Origin of the sequence: Metabacillus fastidiosus NBRC 101226 (assembly GCF_001591625.1) — a bacterium.
GTDB classification, from domain to species: Bacteria; Bacillota; Bacilli; order Bacillales; family Bacillaceae; genus Metabacillus; species Metabacillus fastidiosus.
In genome coordinates, this window is sequence record NZ_BCVG01000087.1 from 1 (window position 1) to 16,158 (window position 16,158).

Sequence of the window (16,158 nt, forward strand, 5' to 3'; positions counted from 1 at the left end):
TTACTGCTCGTTAAGGCTGGGATAAATAATAACAAATAATAGATGGTGATAGCTAATGGAATCTATTATCCAATTCGTATCATAGGGTTTGGGTGCTACAATTTCACCTAAACCATATCTCGATTTTTAAATAACAATGAAATCAAAAATATCAAAATTATTAATGCAACTCCAACTTGGCATATAGTTATTGCTTATAGAAAAGATAGGTATATATTGTTCTGCTACAAAATCATTATCACATAGCTAACTAAATTGCAAAAAAAATTAGAGACGCTTAAAAACGTCCCTAATTTTCATCCCTATTTAATCTTCTAAGCCTGCAACATAATTAATATGGTATACAAAGCCATTAATTACAAGGGCTCATTCTGATTTCATACCAAATTTTTCTGATTACTCCATACTTGATGAATTATTGACAGGATGGACGATTTCCAATTTTATATTTAATTTGTCTAGATACTAGAGTACTAGTTGTAAAACCAATCACTATAACAGGAAATAACTATGAATTTACAATTCTCTTATTTTCCTAAGTCTGTTACTGTTACAAACTCATATCCTTCTTTATCTAGATATTCTAAAACAAGCTTCAGGCCTTGAACTGAGGTACTATGTATATCATGCATTAAAATGATTGATCCGTCTTTTGTATTTTGCTTTACAATATCTAAAATATTTTCTGGATCTCGATACTTCCAATCTAACGTATCAACCGACCACATTATCTCCGGTATATTTAATAAATCAGTCACTGCTTTATTCGTTGCACCATAAGGCGGTCTAAATAAAGCCGGTTTTATACCTGTTGCTTTTTCAACCATTGTATTCGTATCTTCAATTTCCTGCTTAATTGTTTCAGGTCTTAACTTAGTTAAATCACGGTGGTCCCATGTATGATTCCCAATCTCATGACCTTCTTCTACGATCCGCTTAGTAATATCGGGATAAAAATCTACCCGGCTGCCTAATACAAAGAACGTTCCTTTAGCATTGTAGGATTTAAGAAGATTTAAAACTTCCATAGTATTTTTAGGATGTGGTCCGTCATCAAAAGTTAAAGCAACTCTCTTTTTACTGTCCTTTTCTTCTATTACCGGTTTTTTCTCTTCCTCACTAATTATATTATTGTCCTTTACCAGCTCTGCCTCTTCTTCTTTTTCTTTTACTAATAGCTTCTCTTCCCATTCCTCTTTTAACAACTCTGCTACTTTTTGCAGTGGAACTGAAATTTCTAATGTACCGGCATTATCAATCACCAATTCATATTTATTAAAACGGAAAACAAGTGATTCCTTCGTTATATACATATTGGAGAGGTCCTGTTTATTAACCCAATCCTGCCATTTCCTCTCAAGAAAAGAATACTTATATTTTGATTCAACGAGTGATTCCCTAACCACCCTATATAAATCTTCCCTCTGAGTATCGTTATCATAAAACAGTTCATCTGGATTAACAAATTTCTCCTTATTAATATCTATAATAAAAATTTTACTTGTTAATTTTACATCTGTCTCTTCTCTATAGCTCTCTTCCGAAAATACAATTGAATATAAACCATTTGCCACTTTATGAATTCTAAAAGACAGTGATAAATTTGCAGGCTGTTCAGATGATAATTGTTTATTTCCAACTTCAAGACTCTTCTTAAATCGTTCCTTCGTTTCATTTAAATAACTCGTAATCTCTGAATTGATCATATCGCTCTCAAATACAGGATAATGAATGGCGGAACGGAAGGTTTTTTCCTCTTCTATACTCGTCGCAACACCTACACCTTCATATTTAGATTTCTCCACAACTTTACTCTTAATCTTTTGTTTACTTTCACTGCTGTTTGTATGAGCTACATTATAAGAAAAGATCATATGAAATAGAAAGTAAATTAAAAAAACACCGACCAAAATTAAAGTGATATAAACAATTTTTCCTTTCACATGTTTAAGCATTTCCTCCAGTTGCACCCTCTTAAAAATAATGAAAAATCTACTTTAAATCATATCACATAACAACCATATAAATAACCTTCACAAAATCACAATACTGAATTAATTTTCTCTTTCAAAAGAACTAAATAAAAAAGAAATAGGGACTGCCATCTCACATTAAGGCAGTCCCTATTATTTATGATTCTTTTAACATTAATATGACTATTGTAGTACTTATGTATGTTGTTAAACGGAATGCTGAAGTTAATCCATTCCAAACTTCACTTTGCCACATTGCAAACCATTCCCCGCCGATGACTTGGAATCCGAGGAACCAGACAGCAATTCCGAAAAGCAGGCCGATCATTCCCCATTTTTTCGCTTCATGGAAAGCTTCAGCACTTCCTTTTAATTGTTTTAACATTTTTCCTGCTCCAAACAAGCATGCAAATGCAATAAACCATTCAGTAATAATAATTAAAATATATCCAGTATGATGTAACGCTGGTGAAGTAATTGCACGATACATTAGTGAGTTTCCTTCAAATGTTGTATCCATGCTTAACACATGCTGGACGAACATAAAGTTAGAATTGTAATCTGTTACATTTCCAAACGCAACAAACAAAGCATAAAACCCAAAAAATGCTAACAGCATAGTCTTTGTTAGACGAACGATATAATTTGTATTCATTGTAATACCTCTTTTCAATATTAATACTATTAAACTTTAAATTTACCAACTTCCGCTTTTAAATCTTCTGCAATAACAGAAAGATTACTCGCTCCACCTGACATCTCATCCACAACAGCTGTTTGTTGTTCTGTTGCTGCCGCCACTTCTTCTGCATTTGCAGCCAGCTTTTCATATAAGGTAGATATTTGCTCAATAGACTGTAATAAATCGGAAGTAGTATCTTCTACTTGTTTAGATGTCTCCGATGTTTCCATCGATTGTTTTGATACAGTGTTTACAGCTTCTAATATGTCATGGAAAGCTTCTCCCGCTTGTTCAGCTAAATTATTTCCTTCTTGGACAGCTTCATAACCACTGTTCATTCCATCCATTGCCTGAGCAATATCTTCCTTAATTTCAATAATTAAATTATTAATTTGATTTGCTGCTCTGCTTGATTCCTCAGCAAGCTTTCTCACTTCATCAGCCACAACCGCAAAGCCTTTGCCCGCCTCTCCTGCACGCGCTGATTCAATCGCCGCATTTAACGCGAGTAAATTCGTCTGCCCGGCTATCGATGTGATGAAAGAAGAAATATTCTCAATTTTTGTTGATTTTTCATTAAGTTGGATAACAATATTTTTAGAATGCTTCGTAAACTGATCAATCTGCTGCATATTACGAACAGACTGCTGAATCGCTGTCGTACCGTCATGTGAAATCTCTACCGTATGATGAACAAGCTCATTCACCTGTTGAATATTTTCTGCTACCCGTTTCACTTCTGTTGTAATAATTCCTATACGGTCAATCGCTTCTCTTACAATAGATGATTGATGATCTGTTTCTTTAGAAACATCATGAATTGCAGTTGCTATTTGGTTGGCTGCCATTTTTGTCTCACTGGAACTAGCTGTGAACTCTTCTGACATGACTGCAAGCTGTTCCGATGAACTAATAACTTTTTGGAATGCATTTCTTACAGACTGAAGCATTAATTCATATTTACGAGCCAATTGTCCGAAATCATCGTCTCTTTTCTTCAAATTATTCAAATGAATAGTATTGGTAAATTCCAGCGCAGATGTACGGTCTATTAATTCACCGAATTCTTCAATTGGTTTTGATACTCTTCGTCCGATAAAAATAGATAAAACAATGGCAATAACAATAGACGCAAGTATCATAAAGATAGAAACAATATTATTCTTTTGTAAATCTTTATTAAAGTAGTTTTCATCATATTTAATCAATAATAATCTTGACTGCTTAAAAGAACCATCTTCTCCAGCTGTTTTTATATTAGGAATAAATTTATACTTTATTCCTTTCTCAGCCTTTGTTCCTTCAACTACTTGCGGTTTATTTTCTAATATTACCTTCTTGGAAAGCTCCTTATATTGCTCATCAATCGCAAGTGCATTTCCTTCTTTATCTTTTTTATTCATGGCATTTTCCGGCTGCCCGTCACCCTGAACGGTATAAATAATAATATCTTTTACATAAGGATGCTGATTAACCAGTTTTTCTGTGACAGTTGTTAAATCCATACTTTTAATTAAATCCTGAAATTGATCGGCAGTAGCTCCCAGTTCAATCAGATACTTCTTATCTGGAGTCGCCATATAACTGAATTTATTCGATTGTTTCGTAGCATAGCTTATTTCAAGACGATCACTTGAAAAGGCACCACTTTCAATTCTTTGTTCCAACAAATCTTGAATACCGAATTCTTTGAAATCCAGGCCTAAATCAGCTTCACGCGTTGAATGAGTAATAATAAGATCCCTGTTTAAAATAAAAATATCAAAACCATCAAATCTTTGTTTATAACCTTCCAGATTCCAGCTATCGATATTAGGGTTATCCTTATATGCATTCATAAGGATATTCGTATATGCTTCCATTTTCTGAGCTAGTGAGGCTTCGATAATATCATAAGAAACATCCGAACCTTCTAATACATTTAAAATATTATCCTCCACTAGTCTTTCCATATCTTTCTCCTCCGTCTGCAATTTTGACTGCATACGAACATAGTTAATCGAAACGATAGTAACTACTAATAAAGAAATAGAAATTCCAAGCATAAGGATGAGTCTTAGCTGAAAAGCACCTATCTTCTTCAAAAAAAATTCCTCCTTTTCATTAAATTTGTACTTTCATCCTAATTTAGAAAATGAATCCACACTGCCACAGTAGTACTATCGACATAGTAAAAGAAATTTTTAGTATGTTTCTGGTAAATACGACTTTGTTTTAAATGATTTAAAAGAACTATATAAGTATGTTTTAAAATTCGGACATATATTTAATGAGAGCTTAATATATCAAAGATTTTCCTCTTATCTTTTGAATATATATATCGCCAAATAAAAAAGGAAACTCTCAAAATATAAGTCTTTCTCCCCAGCAATCATCATGCAGTATAAAATATATTGTTTCAGTTAATATTTTGGACACAGTCTTGATTCCAATTCAAACTGAAATCAGTTTATCCCAGCCTTAACGGTCCGATTAATGGAATACATACTAAGTTCGCCGCTTCCAGCGGCAACGTATGTAAGACCCGCATCCTGCGGGCCTCAACTAACTATCAGTGAGGGACGTGCGAAAACCCCCACTAATAGAAGTTTCACTTTATTTTTCACAATAAATCAAGACCGGGAATAATGTCCAAAATCCAACTTAAATATATATACTATGATTTATGAAGAAAGACTCTTATGAGAATTCCCTTTAAATGATTATTTTTCATTAAACCTTAAATTTACTAATTTCCCCCTTTAAATCTTCGGCAATGACAGAGAGATTATTTGCCCCGTTCGACATTTCATCAACGACAGCTGTTTGTTGTTCTGTTGCTGCTGCCACTTCTTCTGCATTTGCTGTCAGCTTTTCATATAATATAGATATTTGCTCAATAGACTGCAATAAATCAGAAGTAATAACTTCTACTTGTTTAGACGTTTCTGATGTTTCCATCGACTGTTTTGATACAACGTTCACAGCTTCTAATATATTATGAAAAGCATTTCCTGCCTGTTCCGTCAGCTTATTCCCATCCTGAACAGCTTCATATCCATTATTCATTCCATCCATTGCCTGAGCTATATCTTCTTTAATTTCAATAATTAAATCATTAATTTGATTCGCTGCTTTGCTTGATTCCTCAGCAAGCTTTCTCACTTCATCCGCTACAACTGCAAAGCCTTTCCCTGCTTCTCCTGCACGTGCTGATTCAATTGCAGCATTTAATGCGAGTAAATTCGTCTGCCCTGCTATCGATGTGATGAAAGAAGAAATATTCTCAATTTGTGTTGATTTTTCATGAAGCTGAATAACAATATTTTTAGAGTGCTTCGTAAACTGATCAATCTGCTGCATATTGTGGACAGACTGCTCGATAGCTGTCGTACCGTCATGAGAAATTTCTACTGTATGATGAACAAGTTCATTCACCTGTTGAATATTTCCTGCTGCCCGTTTCACCTCCGACATGATCATATCAATTCTTTCAATTGCCCCTCTTACGATAGATGACTGATGATCTGTCTCTTTTGAAACGTCATGAATAGCACTTGCAATTTGATTGGCTGCCATTTTTGTCTCATTCGAGCTGGCAGTAAACTCCTCTGACATAGCTGCGAGCTCCTCTGATGAATTAATAACTTTTTCAAATGCCTCTCTTACAGACTGAAGCATAGATTCATATTTACGAGCTAATTGTCCAAAATCATCTTTTCGTTCCTTCAAATTATTAAGATGAATATTACTTGTAAACTCAAGTTCAGATGTACGTTCTATTAATTCACCAAATTCTTCAATTGGCTTGGATACTTTTCGTCCAATAAAAACAGATAAAATAACAGCAATAATAATCGATAAGAGTACCATAAATATAGAAGTAATGTTATTCTTTTGCAGTTCATTGTTAAAATAGTTCTCATCATACTTAATTAACAATAACCTGGACTGTTTAAATGAATTATCTGTTTGTGGCTGCTCTATATCCGGAATAAATTTATATTTTATTCCTTCTTCGTCTCCGTCAATTATTCGTGCTTTATTTTCTAAAATTGTCTCTTTTCCAATATTCACAAAGCTCTCTGCAATTTTAGGTGCACTGCCTTTACTATCACGTTTATTCATTGCATTTTGCGGAGTTCCGTCATCTTCTATATTATATACAATAATATCTTTCACATATGGATGCTGTTTTACTAGCTCTTCACTTATTACAGCTAAATCCATATCTTTTATCAAATCGCCAAACTGATCGGCATTAGCACCCAATTCAATTAGATATTTTTTATCTGGAGTGGCCATATAGCTGAATTTATTAGACTGATTCGTAGTATCACTTATTTCAAGTCGGTCTGTTATAAATTCACCACTATCCATTCGCTTCTTCAGTAATTCCTGCAAACCGAGTTCTTTGAAGTCCAATCCTAAATCAGCCTGACGTGTTGAATGAGTAATTATAAAATCTTCATCAACTATAAAAATATCAAAACCGTTGAAATTCTTTTTATATTGTTCTAAATTCCAAGAATCAATATTGGAATTATCTTTATAAACGGCTATTAATTCATTTGTATACGTTCTCATTTTTTCTGCCAGTGATTCTTCAATTATATTGTAAGCAACATCCGAACCATCCAGCACATTTAAAATATTATCTTCTACCAGCCTCTCCATATCTCTTTTCTCAGCCTGCAGCTTTGAATGCATACGCCCATAATTAATTGAAACAATAGTAACTACTAATAGAGAGATAGAAATTCCAAGCATGAGTATGAGTCTCAATTGAAAAATTCCTAGTTTTCTCAAAAAAATCCCCTCATTTTCTAATATTTTATTCCCTCCAATATAATAGGTAAAAGGAAATGGTATAATAGTACTATCGACTAAAAACAAGAAAAATAAAGGTAATTCAACTAAATATTGGGTTTATAATTGAGCTAAATAAAATAACAGCTTACTAAGGTCTTTGAAAATAAGAAAAAACAAAAAAGAGAATGGATAAAATCCATTCTCTTACTTGCCTAATGCTTTGTCTGCAGCTATCTTTTCAGAATATACACCAATATATTTTTCTAATACGAGTGCAGCTACTTTTTCTAATGTAACCCCCTGCAGCATTGCAATACCTTGTAATTTCACAATTAATTGCTCATCTAACTCAACTTCCAGTTTAGGCTTAGTTTGCAGCTCTTCTTTATTAAAATTCGGTCTCTCGATTGAACCTGCAAAAAATGGAATTCGATCCCCGCTAAATACACTTTCTATATCGTTAAAAGCAAAATACTCTTCTTCTGTTTTATTATCCAAAATACACCATATACCATCAGTATCTTCAATTTTCTTGATTGTACCATGGTGGTATAGCTCTTCTTCTCCTTCTTGCATTGTTAAATATCGTAAAACGATTGTTATATAGTCACCTTCTTTAAAATTAAATTTTCCTATTATTTCATCCTTATATTGTACTTGCATTTAATCTCCTCCTTGTTTTCTATCAAGTGTGATATTCATCTTTCTCCATAACTTTTTTCAAATCATCTTGGACACTTTCTTTTGCAAGCTCCACTTTTGAACGATATGCAGCACGTACGATAACATGAGCCGCAACAGGAGCAGTAAGAAATACAAAAAATATGCCAAGAAACAATCTTATGCTAAAGTAGCCTTCTTCCATCATGAAAAAAAGGAAAGTTCCGACTAAAATAAAGAGAACACCCATAGTAGAACTTTTTGATGCTGCATGTGAACGTGTATACACATCAGGCAATCGAATTAATCCAATTGCACTGAAAAAACTAAAGATTGTACCAATCAAAATAAGGAGCACTGCAATCAATTCACTCGGAATGCTTACGTTCAATAACAACACCCCTTTCAATAAACCTTGCAAAAGCAATTGTCCCAATAAATGAAAGTATCCCGATTAGTAAAATAACTTCAAAAAAACCAATACTTCTTAATAAAACAGAAAAAATCGCTACTCCGGAAATTATATTAATTCCGAGTGCATCAAGTGCCTGCACTCTATCAGGGGCAGAAGGACCTTTCACCAATCGATAAATAGTTGCTAGAATAGAAAAAGTAAGAAAAAACAATGAACAAATTAAGATTACTTTTATCATTTAACGTGTCACCCTCTTTATCGCTTCTTCAAATCTGACTTTTGACCTGAGGACAGCATCACTTGAATCCGGAATATCCATAGCATGTATATAAAACTTTTTGCTGTTTGAGGATACTTCTACAACAACAGAACCTGGTGTTAATGTTAATAATAAAGCGAGTAGAGTAACCTCCAGGTCTCCTTCTAATTCGGTTTCCAAAGTGAAAATTCCCGGGGTAATATTTATCTTAGGACGCATTACTTGTCCAATGACCGTAATGCTTGAAGTAAATAGTTCGTGAATAAAAACTATGAAAAGTTTTACTACTGCAAGCAAAGTCATCAAATAGAATTTACTTGGAAAATATTTGCGCAAAATAAAAAGCACAAGTAAACCAAATAAATAGCCGCTAAAAAATGTTAAAACACTCCAATTATCTTGAAGAAACATCCATAATACACCAATAAATAAATTAATCAATATTTGCATAGGCATTGCTACCCCTCCTTTCCATATATCAAGAATAATCATTTGATCTATGGTCTTGGATTTATTCCCAAGACTGCTTCAATATATATGTTCGGATTCATTAAACCTTCTGTCGCAAGATCAACATAATTGTGAATTCCTTCTGCACCTAATCCTAGTGCAATTGTTAACATGGTAAGGATACCAATTGGCAGCAATAACCCCTTCGTCGTCCCTTTCTCTTCCTCTTCTGTTAAATCTGTATAGCCCCAAAAAACATTCATGAAGATTTTCATAATAGAATACAAAACCATAAGGCTCGTTATAAGCCCAATTCCACCTAACCAAAAATAACCGGATCCAAATGTCCCTTCTGTAATAAATATTTTCCCTAGAAAACCGCTTAAAGGAGGAATACCTGCTAAAGATAAAGCAGCAATAAAAAACATCCAGCCTAATTGCGGGTGTAACCGAATAAGACCACTTATCTCTTTTACCTTACTTGTCCCAGTTAGATAGATGATCGTTCCTCCTAGAAGGAAGATAAGAGCTTTTACAATCATATCGTGCATCAAATAGTAAAGAGCGCCTGTGATCCCTTCTGCAGTAAAAGATGCTACCCCAGCTAAGCTAAATCCTACACCTATAATAACATTATAAGTCAGAATCTTTTTAATATCGGAATAAGCAACAGCCCCTATTGCTCCTAGAATCATTGTTACAGCTGCCAAAATTCCAATTAATAAATGAGTAATTGCAGGTTCATGGTAAAATATGAGCGTAAATGTTCTCATAATCGCATAAATTCCTACCTTTGTTAACAAAGCAGCAAAAATAGCAGCAATAGCTGTCGGTGGAGCACTATACGAACCTGGTAGCCAAAAGAACAGAAACAGTCCTGCTTTTAAACTAAATACAATTAAAAATAAAATCGCAACCGTAGTCATGAGACCGTCCTGTCCAACTTCAGCTATACGAACTGAAAGATGAGCAAAATTCAAAGTCCCAGTCATCGCATATAAGAAGGCAATAGCCACGAGGAAAAGAAATGAAGATATGATATTAATCAGTATATATTTAATAGACTCCCTAAGCTGTATCTTTGTACCTCCTAAAGAGATCAATACATACGAGGAAACTAACATAACTTCAAAACAAACAAATAAGTTAAATATATCTCCTGTAATAAATGAGCCGTTAACTCCTGTAATTAGAAACAAGAATAATGGATAAAAATAATACTGTTCCCTTTCCTCTCCAATACTGTTAAAGGCATATAACAAACAACATAATACAACAATACTAGTTACTAAGATAAGCAGCATAGAAAACATGTCAGCTACCATACTGACACCAAAGGGAGCCTCCCAGCCACCTAATTGAAGTGTTAAAATACCTGTTTTATCAATTTGATTAATTAAGAAAACAGAGACAGCAGTGATAGCTACTATTGCAAAAGCACTAATAAATCTCTGTAGTTTTATATTTCTTCTAAAGATAACCATAATCATCCCAGCGATTACCGGAATAATTACAGGGAGTATAACTAAATTATTCATCTTCATTACCCCTCAGTTGCTCTGTATCATCCGTACCTAAAACTTGATAAGCACGATAGCTTAGTACTAAAAACAAGGCCGTTGTCGCAAAATTGATCACAATAGCTGTTAATAAAAGGGCTTGTGGCAAAGAATCAGCGAATGTTAGATCCGTTATTCCTAACAGCGGCGGTCCTCCCTTTTTTAGTCCTCCCATCGTGATAATGAGCAAATTAACACTATGACCGATTATAGATGTTCCTAAAATGATTCTTAATAAGCTTTTTGTTAAAATCAAGTAAGTACCGATTGCAAATAGTGTACCAACAAGGATAGACATTAACGTTTCCATTACCTATCATCCCCTATGCTCATAATAATTGTAAGGGATGTACCAATAACCGCTAACGCTACTCCCACGTCAAAAAGAACCGCTGTTGCCAACTCGGTCTTCCCAAAAATCGGGAGTTCAATATAATCAAAAGTCTGTGTCAAAAATGGGACATCAAAAACCATGGCTCCTACTCCTGTGAAAACTGCAATCAACACTCCTATTGCTGCAACCACTTTAAAATCCAGCGGAATATTTTTACGTACCGTTTCAATATCAAATGTCAGAAACAGAAGAATTACAGCTGAAGAAAAAGTCAGACCACCAATAAATCCTCCACCTGGATAGTGATGGCCTGAGATGAAAAGATTAATTGCAAATGTAAAAATAATAACTACCGCTACTTTTGTGACACTCCGTAAGATAACATCATTCGGCTCCTTCATTCTTATCCCTCCCTGACAGTCGCAGTTTTATTAATGTATATACACCTAACCCGGCAATACTTAATACAACAATTTCTAACATCGTATCAATTCCCCTGAAATCAACGAGAATTGCATTTACTATATTTTTAGCCCCTGCTATTTCATAAGAATTCTCATAAAAATCTGAAATCGATTCAAAAAGGCGATTTCCATTTGCAGATAATGCAACAATCGTAATGATAACTCCAACACCAATTGATACAAAAGCGTTTGTTGCTTTAAATCGCACACGGCTCATTTCCTTCTTCAATTGAGGCAAATGATAGAAACATAATAAGAAGAGAGCTGTCGTAACAGTCTCGACTACTAATTGGGTAAGTGCCAAATCGGGAGCACGAAATAGAACAAAGAAAAAAGAAACAAGGAAGCCTAATGCTCCAACCGCAACAATCGAAGTCAATCTGGATTTTGAAAAAAGGACAGTTAATGCTGAAATAACCATCGCAACGACTAATGAGCCTTCATAAATATTAACAGGTGCATCATTAGAAGGTTCAAAGGAGATACCGTCAAATAACCATATAGCGCCCCCGATAATAAAAATGATAAATGTAAAAATATATACAAGATAATCACGAGTGAATTGTGTCATATAACGTTTTGTGATTGATTGTGAGAAAGATTCCATCTTCTCTAATCCGAGATTATACAAGTTATTCAATGTAATTGCTTGAGGATAAAAATGATATAATCGGTACCACTTTCTTAAAGTAATGTATAAAAGTGTACCGAAAACAATTACTCCAATTGTCATAAATAGTTCTGCATTCCACCCATGCCAAGCACTTATTTTTATATCCAATAGCTCTGTTTCAGCAAACATGGGTAAAATAGCTAATAAAGCTGGTTTTAATAAATAATGTGAAACTATATTGGGATAAAAGAAAATGAGAATGACCAAGGAACCCAGTATGATCGGGGAAACTAACATTCCAATCGGAGCCTCATGTATATTCTTAGCTCTTTTTTCCAGCTTATTTTTCCCCCTGAATGTTTTAAACACAAGAATCATGCAGTAAACAAATGTAAATGTACTTGCAATCCATGCTATGATAGGTATAAGCATCCCAAACGATTGCATATTAAACACATTCATATTTGAAGCATTTAATACAGCTGTAAAAAACATTTCCTTACTTAAAAAACCATTAAAAGGAGGAATACCTGCCATTGCAAAACTTCCTATAATCGTCAATGTAAAGGATATCGGCATAAGATGCATTAACCCGCCCAGTCTCCGAATATCGCGTGTTCCAGTCTCATGGTCTATAATACCAACAACCATAAACAGACATCCTTTAAATGTAGAATGATTAACTAAATGAAAGATTGCAGCTAATATAGCTACAGCATACATAGAGGATTCATCCCCATACCCGTAATACAATGAGGCAGATCCTAAACCGAGGAGACTCATAATTAATCCTAATTGACTAATTGTAGAATAAGCCAATAAAGCTTTAAGATCTGTTTGTTTCACTGCATTAAATGAACCATACAACAAAGTTAAAATTCCTATTCCCGAAACAAGCCAGAACCATTCAGCAGATCCTCCAAAAATTGGAGTGAAGCGGGCAACTAAATAAATTCCTGCTTTCACCATTGTAGCTGAGTGTAAATATGCACTTATTGGGGTAGGTGCTTCCATTGCATCTGGCAGCCATATACTAAATGGGAACTGAGCTGATTTTGTAAATGCACCTATAAGAATTAAAATCATAGCCGGAATAAATAAAGAATGTGATGCAATAACATCCACGTTATTTAACATTTCACGAATGCTATAAGTGTCTGTCATCATAGAAAGCATAATGAATCCTGCTAGCATTGCCAGTCCGCCGAATATAGTTATTAACATCGATTTCTGAGCACCATAACGGGATTTTTCACGTTCATACCAGTACGCAATTAATAAAAAAGAAGAAACACTTGTTATTTCCCAAAATACATATAATACGAAAATATTATCTGAAAATACAAGTCCAAGCATAGCACCCATGAATAAAAGTAAATAAACATAAAAACTATGCAGCTCTTCATGATGTTTCGACATATAGTAAATCGAATACAAAATAACTAACGTACCTATTCCGGCAATTAACAATCCGAATATGAGGCTTAATCCATCAATATAAGCCGTAAAATTAATATCAAGGGATGGAAGCCATGGAATAGTTGCCAAAGTAGTAGATCCTTTAGAAATTCCATGAATAAATGTTGAAAGATATAGAAATATACATAGTGGTACGAAAAGGACAAACCAACCAGTATGGATGCGAGGGTTGAATTGTTTATACAAGAATGGAACAAATGCAGCAAATATAAATGGAAAAAATATCATCATATGCAACCAGGACAATGAGGTACCCTCCTTTATAAAATAATATTGCTAAATGTACTTATAATTAATTTTCAAATCTAATTGAACTATGAATTCTTTTATTTTTGTAAATAGATTGACTGCCAATGTAGCATACGTTATAGTCATACATAGTCTATTAATAATAATAATTTAATTCACATTCATTCCGAGGTGAACTAATAATGAAAAAAATAAAAGAGCGTATGGACGAAAGCATTTTGGTCTGCGTATATTATGGACCAAATGGTGAACGTCTCATTCAACGGGGATGTAAAATCGCTAATATGTTAGACTGTCCGCTCTATATTCTGACCGTTGATCCAAAACCCTTTGATGAATTGGATGTAGAAAAATCGAATTATATTACTAGATGGAAACAATTAGCCGACCAACATAATGCAGATGCCTTTATAATGAAAGATAATGAAAAAAGGCCTGTATCAAAGGTAATTACTGAAGTTGCGAGAGAAAAAGGGATTACTCAAATTATTCTCGGCCAGACAGCTCAAAGCCGTTGGGAACAAATTGCTAAGGGGTCCATTATTAATTCTTTACTACGTGAAATCCCATTTGTCGATCTTCATATCATTTCAGTTTCTAGATACTTAAAAAACCAAGATGGACATTTTGAAAAAGGAATACGTGCTTATCTTATTAAAGAGGAGGAGCACTATCGCCTCATCTTCAAACATACAAAGGATATAAAATTTGAAGGAATCTTTTTCAAGGAATGTGGAACTGACTTTAATAACGGTATTTTCAAATTTATGAGAGACAAAGAAACATTACAAGTCCAAGTAAATGAGGATATAGTTACGGACTTAACAAACGTTGAAATGGATACGAACTTATCATCTGAAGACAATTACTTATAAGAAGTTCTTTCTCCACTATTGTTTAGCTTATACAGTTGAACAATAGCGGAGTTTTTTTGATTAATCAACTTAACATATTATTATAAATTCACATCTACTTTAATTAGACGCTTCTCACTTTTATCAATTCCTATATACCTTAATGTTTCAGAAGGAGAATGATGATTGTATATTTCCATCAGAATTGAAATAGCAATTCCCTTTCGATAAGCATGGTATCCAAATGTTTTTCTCAACGTATGCATACCCACATTACCTGGAATTCCAACTTCTTTTGCAACTTTGTTAATTATTCGATACGCTTGCTGCCTTGTAATTGGCTGATCATTCTTCCTTGATTTAAATAAGTAATCATCTTTCTTCAAATCAATCACGTTTAAGTAATTCTTCAACTCGAATTGTACTCTGTGATTTAAATAGTAGCCTCGCGTTTCATCTCCACTCATATCATTCAAATATAAAAATTCTTTTACTCCAGTTCCATCCCATATATCGTCAACCTTTAATGATAATAAATCACTTACTCTTATTCCTGTATTAATTCCAAAAACAAAAAGCAATAGATCTCTTTGTGATTGTTTTCTTAATATATCCTTAATGGCATTTATACTCTCAATGTCTTTGATAGGATCAACATAATGCATGAAATTGCCCCCTAAAAGTTACACAAGTAAAGATTAACATACACTAAGTAACATTACAATAAATTTAACCATATTATTAGTCATTGTTATATTCCTTACTTTTCAAATAAATAATCAAATAATCGTAGTTTCCTCTTATTTTTTTCAAATGAGAAATCCTTTCATTTTATTTCAACGAAGGCAAAAAACATAAAAAAAAAGCAAAAAACCACTTAAATTAGTGATTTTTTGCTTTTTATATACCAGTGGTCGGGATCGAACCGACACTCCCGAAGGAACACGATTTTGAGTCGTGCGCGTCTGCCAATTCCGCCACACTGGCTTAATTTCAAATGATGCCGAGGACCGGAATCGAACCGGTACGGTAGTCACCTACCGCAGGATTTTAAGTCCTGTGCGTCTGCCAGTTCCGCCACCCCGGCAAAAGGGTTAAAATAAAATGGAGGCGGCAACCGGATTTGAACCGATGATAAAGGTTTTGCAGACCTCTGCCTTACCACTTGGCTATGCCGCCTTAAAATATATAGAGCGGAAGACGGGATTCGAACCCGCGACCCCCACCTTGGCAAGGTGGTGTTCTACCACTGAACTACTTCCGCAAAAGAAAATGGCTGGGCTAGCTGGATTCGAACCAACGAATGACGGAGTCAAAGTCCGTTGCCTTACCACTTGGCTATAGCCCAACAATGAAGAAGATAGTTTAATTTTAAT

Annotated in this window: 14 protein-coding genes and 5 tRNA genes; 1 reads left to right on the plus strand and 18 read right to left on the minus strand. The window is 34.2% G+C overall.

The features are described from left to right. Nucleotides 1–527: 527 nt before the first annotated feature. The 12 genes from BFA01S_RS16595 to BFA01S_RS16650 all read right to left on the minus strand — a co-directional run bounded on the left by BFA01S_RS16595 (nt 528) and on the right by BFA01S_RS16650 (nt 13,925). On the minus strand, nt 528–1,943 hold the full coding sequence (locus BFA01S_RS16595) for a polysaccharide deacetylase family protein (RefSeq protein ID WP_218011643.1): 1,416 nt from the start codon (nt 1,941–1,943) through the stop codon (nt 528–530). Between the two features lie 187 nt (nt 1,944–2,130). Then, nucleotides 2,131–2,628 carry a DUF2165 family protein gene (locus BFA01S_RS16600; protein ID WP_066233184.1) on the minus strand — a complete coding sequence of 166 codons (498 nt, stop codon included), beginning with the start codon at nt 2,626–2,628 and terminating at the stop codon, nt 2,131–2,133. Nucleotides 2,629–2,657: 29 nt separating this feature from the next. Continuing rightward, the gene (locus BFA01S_RS16605) at nt 2,658–4,739 is read right to left on the minus strand and encodes a methyl-accepting chemotaxis protein (RefSeq protein ID WP_066233187.1); all 2,082 of its coding nucleotides are present in this window, start codon (nt 4,737–4,739) and stop codon (nt 2,658–2,660) included. Nucleotides 4,740–5,367: 628 nt separating this feature from the next. Next, a complete protein-coding gene (locus BFA01S_RS16610; protein ID WP_066233190.1) occupies nt 5,368–7,443 on the minus strand; it encodes a methyl-accepting chemotaxis protein in 2,076 nt (691 codons plus the stop codon). Nucleotides 7,444–7,650: 207 nt separating this feature from the next. Beyond that, nucleotides 7,651–8,109, minus strand: a complete 459-nt coding sequence (locus BFA01S_RS16615; protein ID WP_066233193.1) for a hypothetical protein — start codon at nt 8,107–8,109, stop codon at nt 7,651–7,653. Between the two features lie 22 nt (nt 8,110–8,131). Further along, complete coding sequence (gene mnhG / locus BFA01S_RS16620; protein ID WP_066233196.1) at nt 8,132–8,497, minus strand: monovalent cation/H(+) antiporter subunit G; 366 nt, start codon at nt 8,495–8,497, stop codon at nt 8,132–8,134. Continuing rightward, entirely contained in the window at nt 8,475–8,759 is a 285-nt protein-coding gene (locus BFA01S_RS16625; RefSeq protein ID WP_066233201.1) for a Na(+)/H(+) antiporter subunit F1, read from the minus strand. Before BFA01S_RS16625 ends, mnhG begins: the two co-directional genes overlap by 23 nt. Continuing rightward, the gene (locus tag BFA01S_RS16630; protein ID WP_066233204.1) at nt 8,760–9,236 is read right to left on the minus strand and encodes a Na+/H+ antiporter subunit E; all 477 of its coding nucleotides are present in this window, start codon (nt 9,234–9,236) and stop codon (nt 8,760–8,762) included. Nucleotides 9,237–9,277: 41 nt separating this feature from the next. Beyond that, entirely contained in the window at nt 9,278–10,768 is a 1,491-nt protein-coding gene (locus BFA01S_RS16635; RefSeq protein ID WP_066233207.1) for a Na+/H+ antiporter subunit D, read from the minus strand. Next, entirely contained in the window at nt 10,761–11,099 is a 339-nt protein-coding gene (locus BFA01S_RS16640) for a Na(+)/H(+) antiporter subunit C (RefSeq protein ID WP_066233211.1), read from the minus strand. The genes BFA01S_RS16635 and BFA01S_RS16640 overlap by 8 nt, the downstream gene beginning before the upstream one ends. Continuing rightward, on the minus strand, nt 11,099–11,524 hold the full coding sequence (locus BFA01S_RS16645; RefSeq protein ID WP_066233214.1) for a Na(+)/H(+) antiporter subunit B: 426 nt from the start codon (nt 11,522–11,524) through the stop codon (nt 11,099–11,101). Before BFA01S_RS16645 ends, BFA01S_RS16640 begins: the two co-directional genes overlap by 1 nt. Next, nucleotides 11,508–13,925: a Na+/H+ antiporter subunit A gene (locus tag BFA01S_RS16650; protein ID WP_066233216.1), complete on the minus strand. Its 2,418-nt coding sequence runs from the start codon at nt 13,923–13,925 to the stop codon at nt 11,508–11,510. The genes BFA01S_RS16645 and BFA01S_RS16650 overlap by 17 nt, the downstream gene beginning before the upstream one ends. Before the next feature lie 185 nt (nt 13,926–14,110). Here BFA01S_RS16650 and BFA01S_RS16655 point away from each other — a divergent pair, with 185 nt between their 5' ends. Then, nucleotides 14,111–14,803 (plus strand): universal stress protein, encoded by a 693-nt coding sequence (locus tag BFA01S_RS16655; protein ID WP_066233219.1) that lies wholly within the window; start codon nt 14,111–14,113, stop codon nt 14,801–14,803. A gap of 80 nt (nt 14,804–14,883) precedes the next feature. Here BFA01S_RS16655 and BFA01S_RS16660 read toward each other — a convergent pair whose 3' ends face one another. From BFA01S_RS16660 to BFA01S_RS16685, 6 genes are all read right to left on the minus strand, one after another. Next, entirely contained in the window at nt 14,884–15,447 is a 564-nt protein-coding gene (locus BFA01S_RS16660; RefSeq protein ID WP_066233222.1) for a tyrosine-type recombinase/integrase, read from the minus strand. A 240-nt stretch (nt 15,448–15,687) separates the two neighbouring features. Next, nucleotides 15,688–15,769: transfer RNA gene (locus tag BFA01S_RS16665), tRNA-Leu, on the minus strand. Nucleotides 15,770–15,783: 14 nt separating this feature from the next. Then, nucleotides 15,784–15,869 (minus strand) — tRNA-Leu (locus BFA01S_RS16670). An 18-nt stretch (nt 15,870–15,887) separates the two neighbouring features. Next, nucleotides 15,888–15,961, minus strand: a tRNA-Cys gene (locus BFA01S_RS16675). A 13-nt stretch (nt 15,962–15,974) separates the two neighbouring features. Further along, nucleotides 15,975–16,046, minus strand: a tRNA-Gly gene (locus BFA01S_RS16680). Nucleotides 16,047–16,055: 9 nt separating this feature from the next. Beyond that, nucleotides 16,056–16,130: transfer RNA gene (locus tag BFA01S_RS16685), tRNA-Gln, on the minus strand. Nucleotides 16,131–16,158 lie beyond the last annotated feature (28 nt).